General features: G+C 73.0%; 13 protein-coding genes. 1 reads left to right on the top strand and 12 read right to left on the bottom strand.

The window, feature by feature from the left end:
* Positions 1-40: 40 nt before the first annotated feature.
* The 5 genes from ACIPXC_RS18880 to ACIPXC_RS18860 form a co-directional block, all read right to left on the bottom strand.
* Positions 41-2,107, bottom strand: coding sequence for a SpoIIE family protein phosphatase (locus ACIPXC_RS18880; protein ID WP_401619174.1), 2,067 nt, complete (start codon positions 2,105-2,107; stop codon positions 41-43).
* Between the two features lie 238 nt (positions 2,108-2,345).
* Positions 2,346-3,710, bottom strand: coding sequence for a rhodanese-like domain-containing protein (locus tag ACIPXC_RS18875; RefSeq protein ID WP_401619172.1), 1,365 nt, complete (start codon positions 3,708-3,710; stop codon positions 2,346-2,348).
* Positions 3,707-4,816, bottom strand: coding sequence for a sulfite oxidase (locus ACIPXC_RS18870; RefSeq protein WP_401619169.1), 1,110 nt, complete (start codon positions 4,814-4,816; stop codon positions 3,707-3,709). The genes ACIPXC_RS18875 and ACIPXC_RS18870 overlap by 4 nt, the downstream gene beginning before the upstream one ends.
* A gap of 488 nt (positions 4,817-5,304) precedes the next feature.
* Positions 5,305-6,519 (bottom strand): aromatic amino acid transaminase, encoded by a 1,215-nt coding sequence (locus ACIPXC_RS18865; protein ID WP_401619166.1) that lies wholly within the window; start codon positions 6,517-6,519, stop codon positions 5,305-5,307.
* On the bottom strand, positions 6,512-7,489 hold the full coding sequence (locus ACIPXC_RS18860) for a DMT family transporter (protein WP_401619163.1): 978 nt from the start codon (positions 7,487-7,489) through the stop codon (positions 6,512-6,514). Before ACIPXC_RS18860 ends, ACIPXC_RS18865 begins: the two co-directional genes overlap by 8 nt.
* 136 nt (positions 7,490-7,625) lie before the next feature.
* Here ACIPXC_RS18860 and ACIPXC_RS18855 point away from each other — a divergent pair, with 136 nt between their 5' ends.
* Positions 7,626-8,108, top strand: coding sequence for an Lrp/AsnC family transcriptional regulator (locus ACIPXC_RS18855; protein WP_386462367.1), 483 nt, complete (start codon positions 7,626-7,628; stop codon positions 8,106-8,108).
* Between the two features lie 4 nt (positions 8,109-8,112).
* Here the strand turns inward: ACIPXC_RS18855 and ACIPXC_RS18850 are convergent, their stop codons facing one another.
* The 7 genes from ACIPXC_RS18850 to ACIPXC_RS18820 form a co-directional block, all read right to left on the bottom strand.
* Positions 8,113-8,631 (bottom strand): O-acetyl-ADP-ribose deacetylase, encoded by a 519-nt coding sequence (locus tag ACIPXC_RS18850; RefSeq protein WP_401619159.1) that lies wholly within the window; start codon positions 8,629-8,631, stop codon positions 8,113-8,115.
* A gap of 30 nt (positions 8,632-8,661) precedes the next feature.
* A complete protein-coding gene (locus tag ACIPXC_RS18845; RefSeq protein ID WP_401619156.1) occupies positions 8,662-10,080 on the bottom strand; it encodes a phytoene desaturase family protein in 1,419 nt (472 codons plus the stop codon).
* Between the two features lie 74 nt (positions 10,081-10,154).
* Positions 10,155-10,979, bottom strand: coding sequence for an inositol monophosphatase family protein (locus tag ACIPXC_RS18840; RefSeq protein WP_401619153.1), 825 nt, complete (start codon positions 10,977-10,979; stop codon positions 10,155-10,157).
* Positions 10,980-11,208: 229 nt separating this feature from the next.
* The gene (locus ACIPXC_RS18835) at positions 11,209-12,210 is read right to left on the bottom strand and encodes a TIGR03842 family LLM class F420-dependent oxidoreductase (protein WP_401619150.1); all 1,002 of its coding nucleotides are present in this window, start codon (positions 12,208-12,210) and stop codon (positions 11,209-11,211) included.
* A gap of 21 nt (positions 12,211-12,231) precedes the next feature.
* On the bottom strand, positions 12,232-13,632 hold the full coding sequence (hydA, locus tag ACIPXC_RS18830; protein WP_401619147.1) for a dihydropyrimidinase: 1,401 nt from the start codon (positions 13,630-13,632) through the stop codon (positions 12,232-12,234).
* Positions 13,633-13,644: 12 nt separating this feature from the next.
* The gene (locus ACIPXC_RS18825; protein ID WP_401619144.1) at positions 13,645-14,949 is read right to left on the bottom strand and encodes an aspartate aminotransferase family protein; all 1,305 of its coding nucleotides are present in this window, start codon (positions 14,947-14,949) and stop codon (positions 13,645-13,647) included.
* A complete protein-coding gene (locus ACIPXC_RS18820; RefSeq protein ID WP_401619141.1) occupies positions 14,946-15,788 on the bottom strand; it encodes a nitrilase-related carbon-nitrogen hydrolase in 843 nt (280 codons plus the stop codon). Before ACIPXC_RS18820 ends, ACIPXC_RS18825 begins: the two co-directional genes overlap by 4 nt.
* Positions 15,789-15,897 lie beyond the last annotated feature (109 nt).

Raw genomic sequence — 15,897 nt, 5'->3', positions numbered from 1 at the left:
GGGCGGGCGGGCGGCGGCCCCGGGGTCGGCGGCGGGCCGGTCAGGCCGGCCGGGAGCGGGCCAGCAGCATCGCCACGTCGTCCTGCTGCGCGCACGGGAGCAGCTGCCGCAGGATCTGGTCGCACATCCCCTCCAGGGGCTGTTCCACGCCGTGCAGGGCCGCTCCCAGCTGCTCCATGCCCTGGTCGAGGTCGCGGTCCCGGGCCTCGATGAGTCCGTCGGTGTAGAGGACGAGCAGGCTGCCCGGCGGCAGGCGCACCTCCTCGGTGCGGAAGTCGCGCCCGCCGGCGCCCAGCGGGGTCCCGGGCGGTGCGTGGAGGAAGGTGACGGTCCCGTCGGTGGCGACGACGGCGGGCGGCGGGTGGCCGGCCCGCGCGATCACGCAGGTCCCGGACGCCGCGTGGTGGACGGCGTACACGCAGGTCGCCATCTCGTCCTCGCCCAGGTCGGCGACGACGGCGTCGAGGGAGCGCAGGAGCTGCGCGGGGGGTACGCCGTGGCGCGCGAGGGTCCGTACGGCCGTGCGCAGCTGGCCCATGACGGCGGCCGCGTGGATCCCGTGGCCCATGACGTCCCCGATGACGAGTCCGGTCCGGCCGCCGGGCAGCGGGATGGCGTCGAACCAGTCCCCGCCGACGTCGTGGTCGCTGGCGGGCAGGTAGCGGCCGGTGAGTTCGAGGCCGGGGACCTCGGGCAGGGCGCTGTTGGTGAGGCTGCGCTGGAGGGTCAGGGCGGCCTGGCGCTGGCGGGTGTACATGCGGGCGTTGTCGATGTTCAGGGCCGCGCGGGCGACGAGCTCGTCGACCAGGACGCACTCCTGCTCGTCGAAGGGCGGGCGTTCGCGCGTCCGGGTGACGGTGACGGCGCCCAGCACGGTGCCGCGGGCGACGAGCGGGACCAGGCGGGCGGATCCCAGGGTGGCCAGGTAGGCCCGCAGCGCGGCGGCGCGGGGGGAGGTGATCAGGGCGGGGATGTCGGAGACGTAGAGGTTCAGGGGCGTGCCCTCGGTGATGACCCGCTCGTAGACGGTGCCCGCGGGGATCTGGAAGGTCTGGCCGGTGGCGAGTTTCGCGGTGGGGGCGTTCGGGTCGGGGAAGCGGGCCGCGAGGCGGCGCAGGACCCCGCGGGTGGAGGGCGCGGGCGCCGCGCCCTCGTCGGGGCCGAGGACGGACTCCAGCAGTTGTACGTCGGCGGAGTCGGAGAGCTGCGGTACGAGCTGTTCCACGATCTCCTGGGCGGTCTGGTGCAGGTCGAGGGTCGTGCCGATGCGGGCGCCGGCCTCCGCGAGCAGGGCCAGGCGGTGCTGGGCCAGCTCGGCCTCGGCCTGGGCCTGCTGGCTCTCGGTGATGTCGATGAGGGAGGCGATCACGCCGAGGGCCCGGCCGGAGCCGTCCAGGAGGGGGGCGTAGGAGCAGGACCAGGTCCGGTCGTGGTCGGGGTCGGCGGGGGTCCGCCCGGTGCGGCGGACGTCGACGACGGCGGTGCGCCGGTCGAGGACCTGCCGCATCGTCGCCTCCAGGGCGACGGCGTTGACGCCGGGGACGACTTCGGTGAGCCGTCTGCCGAGGTGCTCGGCGGCGGAGACGCCGTTCATGCGGGCCAGCGCGTCGTTGACCCGGAGGAACCTCAGGTCGGGGCCGAGGGTGGCGAGCCCGATGGGTGACTGGGTGAAGAGGCTCTGCAGGGCGGCGAGGGAGTCGCGCATGTGGAGGACCTCGGAGGTCTCCACGGCGATGAGCAGGGCTCCCATCCGCCCGGTGGCGTCGACGGCGGGGACGATCCACATCTCCATCACGACGCGGTGCCCGTCGCGGTGGCGGACGGGGAGGGTGCCGACGACGGTCTCGCCCGCCTGTACCCGGCGGGTCAGCTGGTCGGCGAGTTCGTGGTTGGCCTCGGGGACCAGGACGGAGGCGCCGGGGCGGCCGATGATGTCCTCGGGGCGGTGCCCGAGGAGGTCCTGGGCGGCCAGTGACCACTCCACGATGCGGCCGTCGGCGTCCTCCCGCCACAGGGCGATCGGCAGCAGCTCGCGGAGTACGCCCGCGTAGCCGACAGCCGCCGCCGGCGGGTCCGGCACCGCGCTCGTCGACTGGTAAGTGTCCACACGACCTCACCCCGGGGGCCCGATTCCTACCGATTCACCCTATCCGAGGCGTCGGCGCAGGGCGCTGCGTCCGTCCGGAGGGGCGGGTAAGGACCAGTACCTCCGCCGGGGCGGCGGGAAACCGGATGGCGGGAAAACGGGCGTCGGGAGGCCGCGTGGGGCCGTGCCGGCGTGCCGGCGTCCGCTCGGCGGCCGGGGGCTCCGGGGACGGTCCGTCCGCCTCCGGAGCCCGGACCCCTCACGCGTGCGCCATGAGCTCCTGGACCCCGCCGCTGATCACGGCGGTCACCGGGATCCCAGCCCGGTCGATCAGGCCCGCCGCGACGGTCGCCCGGCGGCCGCTGCCGCACACCACCCAGATTTCCCGGTCCCTGGGCAGCTCGCCGATCCTGCGGGGCAGTTCGGCGAGCGGCACGGCGAGCGAGCCGGGTATGCCGCCCTCGGGGCGGTCCGGCCGCACGTCGAGCAGCAGTCCGCCGTCGAGGTGCCCGGCCGAGGCGGTGGCGTCCACGGTGCGGAAGGTGCGCAGCGGGCGGCCGGCGGCCGTCCAGGCGCCGGTCCCTCCCGCCAGGTATCCGGCGACGTCGTCGTAGCCGATCCGCAGGAGCTGGACCATCGCCTCGTGGGCGGCGTCCGCGGCCGGTTCCGGCAGCACGAGGACCAGGCGGGTGCCGAAAGGGACGACCTCGCCGACCAGGCTCGCGAAGCGGTCGTCGAGCTCGTCGCAGATCGAGTCGGGCAGATGGCCCGCGGCGAAGGCGGCCCGGTCGCGCCCGTCGACGATCTGCGCGCCGCCGCCGGCGAGCCCCTCCACCATGGCCGGGGTGAGCGGGCGCAGGGTGGGCGGGCCGCCGAGGACCCGTGGGCCGTGCCCGTTGATGGGGCCCATGTGGCGGTAGTAGGCGGGGTACGGGGGCAGGCCCGACATCCGTCCCCTGACGAACTCCTCCTCGTCCTGGGCGGTCAGTACGGGGTTGGTGCGCCGCTCCGCGCCGACCGTGCTGGTCCGCTCCCCCGACACCGGGCCGGCGGCGCAGGAGCTGCCCGCGCCGTGTGTCGGCAGGACGCGGGTGCCGTCGGGGAGCAGGGCGAGCCGGCGCAGGGTCCGGTACTGGGCCCTGGCGAGTTCCTCCGTACGGCCGCTGCCGGACAGGTCGGTGCGGCCGGCGTTGCCCACGAGGAGGCTGCCGCCGGTGAAGACGGCCGACGGGGCCCGGTCGGTGTCCTCGAAGACCAGGTAGGAGGTGTGTTCGGCGGTGTGGCCCGGGGTTTCCACGGCCCGTACGGTGATGTCGCCGACGCTGACCTCGTCGTCCTCGGCCATGGGCAGGTGGTCGAAGCCGTAGGGTGCGCGGGCCGGTCCCGCGACCGTGGCGCCGGTCGCCGCTCTGACCTCCAGCGCCCCGGAGACGTAGTCGTTGTGCACGTGCGTCTCCAGGACGTAGCGGATCCCGACGCCCTGGGCGGTACAGGACTCCACCAGGTCCCAGATGTCCCGCTGCGGGTCGACGAGGGCGGCCTCGTCGCCGCTGACGAGCAGGTAGCTGGTGTCCCCGAGTGACGGGGTGGCGATGACCTCGATCGTCGCCTCGGAACCGTTCATACGACCACCACCTCGACAGAGGCCACGGGGTTGCAGCCGTAGCCATGGGCGTTCCACGGGGCCTGCGGCGGCTGCGTGTCGCCGCGGGCGTCGGTCGCGCGGGAGAGCAGCCGGTACGGTCCCGGCTGCTGCGGGGTCCACCGGTGGGACCAGCTCCGCCAGGCGTAGGGCCCGGCGGGCGGTTCGAGGACGGCCTCGTGCCAGCCCCGGAGGTGGTCCGGGTCGCTGCCGTCGTCCTCGTGCGCGGCCCGCACCTCGACCCTGCGGACGGGCACTCCGTCGCCCGACCAGGCGTGGCCCCGGACCAGGGTCTCGTGGCCCCGGCGCACGTCGTCGTCCGGGGCGGGCTCGGTGATGAGCGACTTGACCCGCAGGGTGGTCACGGGGCCTTCGGGGGTGCCGTGCGGGTCGATGTAGAGGTAGTCCTCGGCCTGGAAGACCCCGGCGAAGGGGTCCGTCACGGCCCGTGCCCCGACCAGCCACTTCACATCTGCGACGGCGTACCGGCCGGGGACCAGCAGGCGGACCGGCGCTCCGTGCTCGGGGGTGAGCGGCTCGCCGTTCATGCGGGTGGCGAGGAGGGTGTCCGGGTGGCGGGCCACGGCGAGCGGCAGGCTGCGTTCGAAGGGGGTCCGGCGGCCGCGGACGGTACCGGAGTCGGCTCCGGTGAAGACGACCTCGACGGCCGCCGGGTCGATCCCGGCGCGGTCGGCGAGGAGGCGGAAGGGCACGCCCGCGAAGTGCGCGCAGCCCACGGCCCGCTGGCTCCAGGGCACACCGGGCGGGACCGGCCGCATCAGGCTGCGGCCGTTGCCCGCGCATTCGACGACGACGTCCAGCTCGCGGTGTTCCAGCGTGAGGAGCTCTGCGTGACCGACGGAGAAGGCGGTGGTCACGGCGCCGCCGATCCGCAGCCGCCACCGGCCGGGGCCGGTCGGCGGGATGCCGAAGTGATCGCGTACGAAGAGGGCGTCCGCGGGGGTGACCGGCTCGGCCAGCGCGGCCGACGGGGTCTGGGCGTTGTACGGGTCGGCGGTGACGGTCTCGGGTGCCCAGGCGGTGGCGCCGGGCCCGCGGGCGACCTGGAAGTCCGGCACTGCTGTCATGGCCACACCTCCCGTCGGCCTGGTCCGGAGCGCGACGCGAATTTCTTCCAGCCTACGTCCGCAAACCCCTTGACTCAGGACAAATAGGGAGGAGACTCGTCCATACACCGGATCACCGGAAAGAGCCGCACCTCCCTCAGGAGACGTCCTGGGGTTCGAGTGACTACTCTCCAGGCTCTGGCCAGGCCCCCGGCAGGACCTGTCGACCACGGGAGCCATCGGCGACGGCGGATGGCTCATGGCACCGACGGACTGCCGGGGACTGTCATGGCCTCGATCACGCGGAGGCCGGCCACGCGCGTACGAGCACCGAGGGCCGGATCACCACGCGCCCGAGAGCCGGGCCGAGCGGCAGGGTCGCGGACGCCACGTTCGGCCGACTCCGCTCACTCGCGCAGAACGTCCACGGCGCGCAGGCCGGATGCCGGCTCTCCGCGCCGCGCCGCACGCCCTGGCGGCCTCGCCGACGACGGCCTCAGGCGAAGGCCTCAGGCGAGTTCGCGGGGGCGGGGCGCCTCGGCGGTGTCGAGGACCGCCGCGATCCCCCGGGCCAGGCACGGGATCCGGTGGGCCGGGATGCCGGCGATGTTGATCCGCCCCGAGGTCGTCCCGTAGATCGCGTACTGCCTGCGCAGCCGCAGCATCTGGTTCGGGGTCAGCGGCAGCATCGAGAACATGCCCTTCTGCCGGGCCAGCGAACGGGCCTGCTCCGCGCAGCCGAGATTGCCGAGGTGGGCGGTGAGGTCCGCCCGGTTGGCCATGATCCGGCCGCGCATCACGTCCAGCTCGGCCCGCCAGGAGGCGCGCAGCTCCTCGTCCTGGAGGATCGTGGTGACGACCGCGGCGCCGTGCTCGGGCGGCATCGAGTACAGGGTGCGGGCGGCGTTCTGCAGGGCCGTCTCGGCGTGCCGCACAGCCCGCTCCGAGGAGCCGAGCACGATGGCGCAGCCGACGCGGTCGCTGTAGAGGCCGAAGTTCTTCGAGCAGCTCACGGCGATCAGCATCTCGGGCACCCGGGAGGCCAGCATCCGCGTGGCCAGCAGGTCGGCCTCCAGGCCGTCGCCGAGCCCGTGGTAGGCGAGGTCGACGAAGGGCACCCAGCCACCGCGCAGGGCCGACTCGGCCAGCGCCTCCCAGTCGTCCAGCAGCGGGTCGACGCCCGAGGGGTTGTGGCAGCACCCCTGCAGCAGGACGACGTCGTCGCGTCCCGCGTCCGCGAGCTCCCGCAGTACGCCCGCCGTGTCGAAGCCGCCCTCGGCGTCGCGCCACCCGTAGGTGCGGACCTTGAGCCCGGCGGCCTCCAGGATCGGCCGGTGGTTGACGTAGGCCGGGTCGCTGATCCACACCGTGGCACCGGGGCGGGTACGGAAGACCAGGTCGGCGAGGAGGCGCAGGGCGCCGGAGCCCGCGACGGTCTGGACGGCGGCGGCCCGCTCGGCGGGCCCGTCCGGGCCGAGGACCAGGTCGAGCAGGGAGCTGTTGAAGGCGGTGTTCCCCGACAGCCCGCGGTACTCCTTGGACTCGGAGCGTCGGGCGAGCCGGATCTCGGCCTCGCGGACGGCGGACATGACGGGGGTGGACCCGCTCTGGTCCCGGTAGACGCCGAGGACGAGGTTCAGCCGTTCGGGCCGCTCGTCGCCGCCGAACTCGTACGTCAGGTCCCACAGCGGGTCGGTGGGCGGCGTGGGAAGGAGCTCAAGCATCTGTGGGGACCTCGGGTCGGGGGCGGCGGTTGGCGAGGACGACGCCGGCGGTGATGAGGGGGACGCCGACGAGGACGGCGACGGTGGGTGTCTCGCCGAGCAGGGGGATCGCGAGCAGGACCACGGCGACGGGGCTGAGGCTGCCGACGACGGAGCTTCGTTCGGCGCCGAGGCGGCGGATGGCGAAGGCGTAGAGCAGGCCGGCGCACAGCCCCACCCCGAGGCCCTGTACGACCAGGAACAGTGCGATGTCGGTGCCCGCGGCGTGCGCCATCCCGGTGGGGAGGACCCCGGCCAGGACGAGCAGTCCGATGATCATGAAGGAGGGCAGGCACAGCAGCCCGATCGATCCGACGGGATCGAGGTCCACCTCGCGCAGCCCCACAGTGTAGAGGGCCCACAGGCCGCTGGCGACCAGGAGGATGCCGGAGCCGGCGAGGACGTCGGTGTCCACGGGGACGACGTAGCGCCAGACGAGGGCGAGGACCCCGGCCGCGATCAGCGCGAGGCCGACGGCCTGTGTGCCCCTGGGGACGCCGTGGCCGCGCCGGATCATGATCAGGGAGACGAAGAGCGGGACCATGCCGGGGACGATGGAACCGACGAAGGCCGCGGAGGTCAGCGCTCCGCCGTGCATCGCGGCCAGGAAGAAGGGCACCCCCGCACCGCAGACGATCTTCAGGGCGGGGCCCGGCCGTACCGCGGCGATGGCGCGGCGGCGGCGCCACAGGGCGGGGAGGAGCAGGACGAGGGGGAGGCCGAACCGCAGCAGCGCCGCGTCGGCGGGCAGCAGCGAGGACCTGCTGAGGGCGCGGGCGCTGAGCGCGAACGCCGCCCAGATCGACACCGTCACCAGCAGGGCCAGCATGCCCTGGGCCTGGGGGGAGAGCCCGCGCCGGCCGGGGTGTCCGGCGCGCGGGCCCGCCGCATCGGGAGGCAGGGTCGCCCGGGTGGTGTGCGTCGCGACCAAGGGATCCACTCCAGCCTCTGGAACACGGGCCGGTCCGGTCCGTTCGAGGGCAACGTTAGGGCTTCAGCCGGGGCAGCCGATTGCCAGTTCTGCCTCTCGGACTTACGTTTGGGGCAGGATCTGCCAAGGAGTGGCCATGGACGCAGTCGATCTGCAGATAATCCGGGAATTGCAGACAGACGGGCGCCTTTCCAACCAGGAGCTGGCCGATCGCGTCCGGCTGTCCCCGTCGCCCTGCCTGCGCCGGGTCCGGCGACTGGAGGAGGCGGGCCTGATCCGCGGCTACACGGCCATGGTCGACCAGGTCGCCTTCGGACTGCCGGTGACCGTCTTCGTCCGGATCCGGCTGGAGCGGCACACGGCGGAGGCGGTGCGGCTCTTCGAGGAGCACGTCGCGGTCATCGAGCACATCCAGGACTGCTATCTGATGGCGGGCAGCAGCGACTACCTGCTCCGGGTCGTCATCGAGGACCTGGAGGCCTACGAGGCCCTGGTGCGCCACCGGATCCACGCCATCCCCGGGATCGCCTCGATCGAGTCGAGCTTCGCGTACGGCAGCGTCAAGCAGACCAGGACCTATCCGCGCCCGGCGCCGGGCGCGCCGCGCCGGCCGGTGTGACCCCCTACCGGGTGGCTTCGACCGCCGCCTCGAACGCGGCGTGGGCGGCTTCGCCGAAGAGGACGAAGCGCACCTCCTCGACGTGGGTGCGGGCGGCCAGGACCGTACGGACCGCGATCCGCGCCCCGTCGTCCATGGGCCAGCCGTAGATGCCGGTGGAGATGGCCGGGAAGGCGACCGTACGGGCGCCGAGCTCGTCGGCGACGCGCAGCGACTCGCGGTAGCAGGAGGCGAGCAGTTCCGACCGGTCCTCCTCCCGCGACCAGACGGGGCCGACCGTGTGGATGACGTGTCCGGCGGCCAGCCGTCCGGCGGTGGTGGCGACGGCCCGGCCCGTCGGCAGGCCCTTGCCGTAGTGGCCGCGCCGCAGGTCCTCGCAGGCCGCGAGGATCTCGGGGCCCCCCTTGCGGTGGATGGCGCCGTCTACCCCGCCGCCGCCGAGCAGCGAGGAGTTCGCGGCGTTGACGATGGCGTCGGCCTCCTCGGCGGTGATGTCGCCGCGGACCAGGGTGATGCGGACCATGGGAGTCCTTTCGCGGGTGGGGCTGCGGTCTCAGGCGGCCGTGCGCAGGTGGCGCCAGACCGCCTTGGCGGCGTTGTGGCCGGACATGCCGTGGACGCCGGGACCCGGCGGGGTGGCCGAGGAGCAGAGGAAGACCGCCGGGTGGGCCGTCGTGTACGGGGAGAGGCTGAGCCGGGGACGCAGCAGGAGCTGGAGGCCGGAGGCGGCTCCGCAGGCGATGTCCCCGCCGATGTAGTTGGGGTTGCGGGCGGCGAGCTGGGGCGGGCCGGCCGTGGCGCGGGCGAGGACCAGATCGCGGAAGCCCGGGGCGAAGCGCTCCAGTTGGCGTTCGACGGCGTCGGTGAGGTCGCCGTCCCAGCCGGCGGGTACGTGCCCGTACGCCCAGAAGACGTGTTTGCCCTCGGGGGCCCTGCCGGGGTCGGTCAGGCTGGGCTGGGCCGTGATGAGGAACGGCGCGCGGGGTGCCCGGCCGCCGGAGGCGAGCTGCAGGGCGGCGTCGATGTCGCGCATGCGCGGGCCGACCTGGACGGTGCCGGCGCGGCGCGGTTCCTCGGCTGTCCACGGAACCGGGCCGTCCAGCGCGTAGTCGATCTTGAACACGCTGGCGCCGTACCGGTAGCCGTCGTACGCGCGGCCGAGCCGGGCGATCCTGGCCAGTGCGGTCGGCGAGGTGTCGAAGACGTAGGCGCGGGCGGGCGGGAGGTCGTCGAGCCGCTTGACCTCGAAATCGGTGTGGATCGACCCGCCGAGATCGCGCAGGTAGGAGGCGAGGGCGTCGGAGATCGACTGGGAGCCGCCGCGGGCCATGGGCCAGCCGTTCGCATGGGCGGCGAGGGCGAAGACCAGGCCGACGGCGCCGGTCCCGATGCCGCCCAGCGGGGCGATGACGTGGGCGACGAGCCCCGCGAACAGGGCCCTCGCCCGTTCGTCCTGGAAACGGCGCAGCAGCCAGGTCGAGGGCGGCAGCCCGGCGAGCCCGAACCGTGCGAGGGTGACCGGGTCGCGGGGCAGCGCGGTGTTCGGCAGGGACATGAAATCCCGGGCCAGAGTGTCCCATCGGCCGAGGAACGGCCCGACCAGACGCCGGTAGGCGCCCGCGTCGCGCGCCCCCAGCGACGCCGCCGTCTCCGCGACGGAGCGCGAGAGGACGGCCGCCGTGCCGTCGTCGAAGGGGTGCGCCATGGGCAGCGGGGCGTGCAGCCACTCCAGCCCGTACCGCTTCAGCGGCATCGTGGCGAAGACCGGCGAGCCGGCGCCGAGCGGGTGCACCGCCGAACAGGGGTCGTGCCGGAAGCCGGGGAGGGTGAGTTCCTCGGTCCGGGCCCCGCCACCGACCGTGTCGGCGGCTTCGAAGACGGCCACGGAGAAGCCGCGCCGGGCCAGTTCGACGGCGGCCGTCAGCCCGTTGGGCCCCGCCCCGACCACGACCACATCGAAAATCGACGGCACTTGCGACTCCTTCGTTTCCGGTGGTGGCGCCTGCACCCCCAGGATATGGCGACGCGTACGCGGTACCGGACCCCTTATCGGCCCCGGAGCAGTTCCCGGACGCGTACGGCGGTGGCCTCGTCGCGGCCGACGGCGAACGGCAGGGCGTTGTCCCGGTCCACCCGGAAGGGGACACCCTCGACGGTGCTCTGCGCGCCGCCCGCCTCGGCGACCAGCAGCAGCCCGGCGGCGTGGTCCCAGGCCGAGGGCCAGGTGAAGGCGAGGGCGTCCACCTCACCGCGGGCCACCTTCAGGTACTCCAGGCCGGCCGAGCCGCAGGGGCGGGCCGCGACGCCGGGCACGTCGAGCCGGGCCAGGGTGCGCTTGTTCTCGTCGGAGGTGTAGAGCGGGTGGGCGGTGGCGACCCGCAGGTCGGCGCCGACCTCGGGCGAACCGCTCTGGATCCGCTCGCCGTTGACGTACGCGCCACGGCCGCGGACGGCGGTCGCGAGCTCTTCCAGCGCCGGGGCGAAGGTCCAGGAGGCGAGTATCTCGCCGCGCACCGCCAGCGCGACCAGGGTGCAGAAGGCAGGGTCGCCGTTGACGAACTGGCGGGTGCCGTCGACGGGGTCGACGATCCACACGGGGGCGTCCGCGCGCAGCGCCTCGTACACGGTGGGGTCGGCGTGGACGGCTTCCTCGCCGACCACGGCCGAACCGGGCAGCAGCCGCGTCAGGGAGGCCGTCAGGTGCTCCTCGGCCTTGCGGTCGGCGACGGTCACCAGGTCGTGGGGGCCGCTCTTCTCGTCGACCTCGTGCTCGGCGAGCTGCCTGAAGCGCGGCATGATCTCGATCGCCGCCGCCTTGCGGACGGCTTCTTCCACATCGGGCAGGCCATGGGCCAGGAACTCATCGATCATGCCTCCAGCAAAGCACGCCCGGCCGACAAACCCCACCGCCGGTACCGGACACCCGGGCGGACACCGGGTGTCCTCCGGGTGAACGGCCCCGGGGCGGCCGGGTCCGGCGCCCTCCCCCGGCGCTCTCCCCCGGCGCCCTCCCCCGGCAGCCGCCCCGGCCCCGGCCGCAGCCGGGACCGGGGGCCGCGGCCGTGCGGTCAGGCGGTCAGGCGGTCAGGCGGTCAGGCGGTCAGGCGGTCAGGGCGGGGATGATCTGCGTGCCGTAGGCATCGATCGTGGACTCCTTCGCGTCGTGCATGTCGTACACGGCGAACTGGTCGACACCGAGGTCGCGCAGGGCGCGGAGTTTGTCGATGTGCGCCTCGGCCGGGCCCAGCAGGCAGAAGCGGTCGACGATCTCGTCGGGGACGAAGTCGGTGGACGGGTTCCCGGCGCGCCCGTGGTGGCTGTAGTCGTAACCCTGGCGGGCCTTGATGTACTCGGTGAGCTCCTCCGGGACCATGCTGGAGTGCTCGCCGTAGCGGGAGACCAGGTCGGCGACGTGGTTGCCGACCATGCCGCCGAACCAGCGGCACTGGTCGCGGGCGTGCGCGAGGTCCTCCCCCACGTACGCGGGGGCGGCGACGCAGATGGTGATCGCGGCCGGGTCCCGGCCGGCCTCCGCCGCCGCCTCGCGGACCGCCTTGATCATCCACTCGGTGAGGTAAAGGTCCGCGAGCTGGAGGATGAAGCCGTCGGCCTTCTGTCCCGCCAGGGCGAGGGCCTTCGGGCCGTACGCGGCCATCCAGACGGGCAGCTTCCCGTCCTTGATCCAGGGGATGCGGATCGGGTTGCCGTCGACGGACGCCTCGCGGCCCTCGGCGAGGTCGCGGATGACGTCCATGGCCTCGCCGAGCCGGGCCAGCGTGTTGGGTGCCCGGCCCGCGACGCGCATCGCGGAGTCGCCGCGCCCGATCCCGCAGACGGTGCGGTTGCCGTACATGTCGTTGAGGGTGGCGAAGGTGGAGGCGGTGACCTCCCAGGTGCGGGTGCCCGGGTTGGTGACCATCGGGCCGACGTGCAGCTTCTGCGTGTTGGCCAGGATCTGGCTGTAGATGACGAACGGCTCCTGCCACAGCACGGCGGAGTCGAAGGTCCAGCCGTAGCGGAAGCCGTTGCGCTCGGCGCGCTTCATGAGGCTGATGACCTGGGAGGCGGGCGGGTCGGTCTGCAGGACGAGGCCGAAGTCCATCGGGCGGCTCCTTGACGCTCTTTACAGGTACTGGCAGGTGTCGCGGTGGACGAAGGCCCCGTGGCCGGCCCGGCCGGTGTACTCGCGCCGGTCGATGACGAGTTCACCGCGGGAGAGCACGGTGTCGACGCGTCCGGTGATCCGCTTGCCCTCGTACGCCGAGTAGTCCACGTTCATGTGGTGCGTCTCGGCGGAGATGACCTGCTCGGCGTGCGGATCGTAGAGGACGATGTCGGCGTCGGAACCGGGTGCGATGGTGCCCTTCTTCGGGTAGAGGCCGAACATCCGGGCAGGCGTGGCGCAGGCGATCTCGATCCACCGGCGGCGGCTGATGTGCCCGTCCACCACGGCCTGGTGCAGGAGGTCCATGCGGTTCTCCACGCCCGGCAGCCCGTTGGGGATCTTCGAGAAGTCCCCCCGGCCGAGCTCCTTCTGGCCCCGGAAGCAGAAGGGGCAGTGGTCGGTGGAGACCACCTGGAGGTCGTTGGTGCGCAGCCCCCGCCACAGGGCGGCCTGGTGCTCGCGGGGCCGCAGCGGGGTGGAGCAGACGTACTTGGCGCCCTGGAAGTCCGGCTCGGCCAGGTTGTCGGTGGACAGGAACAGGTACTGCGGGCAGGTCTCCCCGAAGACCGGGAGCCCCTTGTCACGGGCGGCGGCGAGTTCCGCCACCGCCTCCTCCGCGGAGACGTGGACGACGTACAGCGGGGAGCCGGCGACCCGGGCGAGCTGGATGGCGCGGTGGGTGGCCTCGGCTTCGAGGAGCACCCTGCGGACCTCGCCGTGGTGGCGGGGGTCGGTCTCCCCGCGCGCCAGGGCCTGTTCGACGAGGACGTCGATCGCGATGCCGTTCTCGGCGTGCATCATGATCAGCCCGCCGTTGGAGGCGCCGCGCTGCATCGCGCGCAGGATCTGCCCGTCGTCGCTGTAGAAGACGCCCGGGTAGGCCATGAACAGTTTGAAGGAGGTGACGCCCTCCCCCACGAGGAGGTCCATCTCCTTCAGGGTGCCCTCGTTGACGTCCGAGAGGATCATGTGGAAGGCGTAGTCGACGGCGCAGTTGCCGTCGGCCTTGGCGTACCAGGTGTCGAGTCCTTCGCGCAGGGAGTGGCCCACGCTCTGCACGGCGAAGTCGACGATGGTGGTCGTGCCGCCCCAGGCGGCGGCTCTGGTGCCCGTCTCGAAGGTGTCCGAGGCGGAGGTCCCGCCGAAGGGGAGCTCCATGTGGGTGTGCGCGTCGACGCCGCCCGGGATGACGTACTTCCCGGACGCGTCGATCGTGCGGTCGGCCGTCCAGGCACCGGCGGCGGCGGAGCCGTGCGCGGCCAGTGCGGCCACGCGGCCGTCCTCGATCAGGACGTCCGCGTGCAGTTCGTCGGCGGCGGTGACGACCAGACCGCCGCTGATCAGAGTGCGGTTGCTCATGGGAGGTTCCCCCTACTCCACACGGTTCACTTGATGGAGTGCCTGTTCGAGGATCTCGGCGCCCTCTTCCGCCTCGGCGACGGTGAGGGAGAGCGGCGGCGCGACGCGCAGCACGCTGGTGTTGTGGCCGCCGCCCTTGCCGAGCAGCAGACCGCCTTCGCGGGCGGCCTCCAGGACGGCGGAGGCGGCGTCCGGGTCGGCCCGGTCGGTGCCGGGCCTGGTCAGTTCGATGCCCGCCATCAGGCCCCGGCCGCGGACCTCCCGGACGGCGGGGACGGTGGCGGCGATCGCGCGCAGCCGTTCCAGCAGCAGGCCGCCGACGCGGCGGGCGTTGCCCTGGAGGTCGTGTTCCAGGAGGTAGCCGAGGTTGGCGACGCCGGCCGCCATGGTGACCGGTGAGCCGCCGAAGGTGGAGATGGAGTTGGAGTCGAGGCAGTTCATCACCTCGGCGCGGGCGACGACGCCGCCGATGGACATGCCGTTGCCGATGCCCTTGGCGAAGGTGAGGATGTCCGGCGGGCCGTTCTGGGCGTGGGCCTGCCAGCCCCAGAAGTGGTCTCCGGTGCGGCCCCAGCCGGTCTGCACCTCGTCGCTGATCCACAGGATGCCGTGGCGGTCGAGGACCTCGCGGAAGGCGCCGTACAGGCCGTCGGGCGGGGAGGTGAAGCCGCCGACGCCCTGGATCGGCTCCGCGATGAGGGCGGCCACTCCCCCGCGGGCCTGGCCCAGTACGTCCTCCAGGTCCGCGACGGCCGCGGCGGTGAAGGCGGTGTCGTCGAGGTGGGCGAAGGGGCCCCGGGTGCGGACCGCGCCATGGACGTAGTACGTCTGCAGCGGGGACAGGCTGGTCGGGGACCAGCCCCGGTTGCCGGTGATGGAGACGGTGGAGAAGGACCGGCCGTGGTAGCTGTTGCGCATCGCCAGGATCTGGTTGGAGCGGCGGTACGTCGTCGCGAGCAGCAGGGCGGTGTCGTTGGCCTCGGTGCCGGAGGTGGTGAAGAAGACGCGGGCGTCGGGGATGCCGGACAGGGCGGCCACGCGCTCGGCCAGCTCGACCATCGGCCGGTTGAGGTACAGGGTGGAGGAGTGGATGATCCGTCCGGCCTGCTCGGAGACGGCCTTGGTGACCTCGGGCAGGGCGTGGGCGGTCATGGTGGTGAGGATGCCGCCGAAGAAGTCGAGGTAGCGGTTGCCGTCGGCGTCCCAGACGTGGCGCCCTTCGCCGTGGGTGAGCTCGATGGGGTTCTTGTAGTAGAGCGCGAGCCAGTCGGGCAGGACGGTGCGGTGGCGGTTGTGGAGGGGGGTGGGGTTGGTCACGGCTGTACGAGCCCTCCGTAGGCGTCGGGACGGCGGTCGCGGTAGAAGGCCCACTGGTCGCGGACCTCCTTGATGAGGTCGAGGTCGAGGTCGCGGATGAGGAGTTCCTCGTCCTTGTCGCTGGCGACGTCCCCGACGAACTGGCCGCGCGGGTCGACGAAGTAGCTGGTGCCGTAGAAGTCGTTGTCGCCGTACTCCTCCTGGCCGACGCGGTTGATGGCCGCGATGAAGTACTCGTTGGCGACGGCCGCGGCGGGCTGTTCCAGCTGCCAGAGGTGGGCGGAGAGGCCGCGGTGGGTGGCGGAGGGGTTGTAGACCAGCTGGGCGCCGGCCAGACCGAGTTGGCGCCAGCCCTCGGGGAAGTGGCGGTCGTAGCAGATGTAGACGCCGATCCGGCCGGCCGCGGTGTCGAAAACGGGCCAGCCGAGGTTGCCGGGGCGGAAGTAGTACTTCTCCCAGAAGCCCTTGACCTGCGGGATGTGGTGCTTGCGGTACTTGCCGAGGTAGGTGCCGTCGGCGTCGATGACGGCAGCGGTGTTGTAGTAGAAGCCCGCGTTCTCCAGCTCGAAGACCGGGACGACGATGACCATGCCGGTCTCGCGGGCGAGGTCCTGCATACGGCGGACGGTCGGGCCGTCGGGGACGGCCTCGGCCCAGCGGTAGTGCTCGGGCTCCTGGACCTGGCAGAAGTAGGGGGCGTTGAACACCTCCTGGAAGCCGATGACCTTCGCACCCTCGGCGGCGGCCCGGCGGGCGTAGTCCTCGTGCTTGGCGATCATCGATTCGGTGTCTCCGGTCCAGGTGGCCTGGACCAGCGCGGCGCGGACGACTTGGGCCATGAGCTGCTCCTTGCGACGGGAACGCCGGTTCTACGCACGTAGACGGAGTGCGTAGGGAGTAGAACGTAGGCCTCGTCACTGCGCGGGGCAAGACCGCCTTGCACAGTTG

The organism is Streptomyces sp. NPDC090021, assembly GCF_044748225.1.
Taxonomy (GTDB): Bacteria; Actinomycetota; Actinomycetes; order Streptomycetales; family Streptomycetaceae; genus Streptomyces.
This window is presented reverse-complemented; position numbering and strand designations above follow the sequence as displayed.

Bases quoted from the DNA above. Each gene is read 5' to 3' on its own strand.
- ACIPXC_RS18850 (WP_401619159.1), bottom strand. From the start codon at position 8,631: ATGGTCCGCATCACCCTGGTCCGCGGCGACATCACCGCCGAGGAGGCC.
- ACIPXC_RS18870 (WP_401619169.1), bottom strand. From the start codon at position 4,816: ATGACAGCAGTGCCGGACTTCCAGGTCGCCCGCGGGCCCGGCGCCACC.
- hydA (WP_401619147.1), bottom strand. From the start codon at position 13,632: ATGAGCAACCGCACTCTGATCAGCGGCGGTCTGGTCGTCACCGCCGCC.
- ACIPXC_RS18875 (WP_401619172.1), bottom strand. From the start codon at position 3,710: ATGAACGGTTCCGAGGCGACGATCGAGGTCATCGCCACCCCGTCACTC.
- ACIPXC_RS18835 (WP_401619150.1), bottom strand. From the start codon at position 12,210: ATGGACTTCGGCCTCGTCCTGCAGACCGACCCGCCCGCCTCCCAGGTC.
- ACIPXC_RS18840 (WP_401619153.1), bottom strand. From the start codon at position 10,979: ATGATCGATGAGTTCCTGGCCCATGGCCTGCCCGATGTGGAAGAAGCC.
- ACIPXC_RS18855 (WP_386462367.1), top strand. From the start codon at position 7,626: ATGGACGCAGTCGATCTGCAGATAATCCGGGAATTGCAGACAGACGGG.
- ACIPXC_RS18865 (WP_401619166.1), bottom strand. From the start codon at position 6,519: ATGCTTGAGCTCCTTCCCACGCCGCCCACCGACCCGCTGTGGGACCTG.
- ACIPXC_RS18820 (WP_401619141.1), bottom strand. From the start codon at position 15,788: ATGGCCCAAGTCGTCCGCGCCGCGCTGGTCCAGGCCACCTGGACCGGA.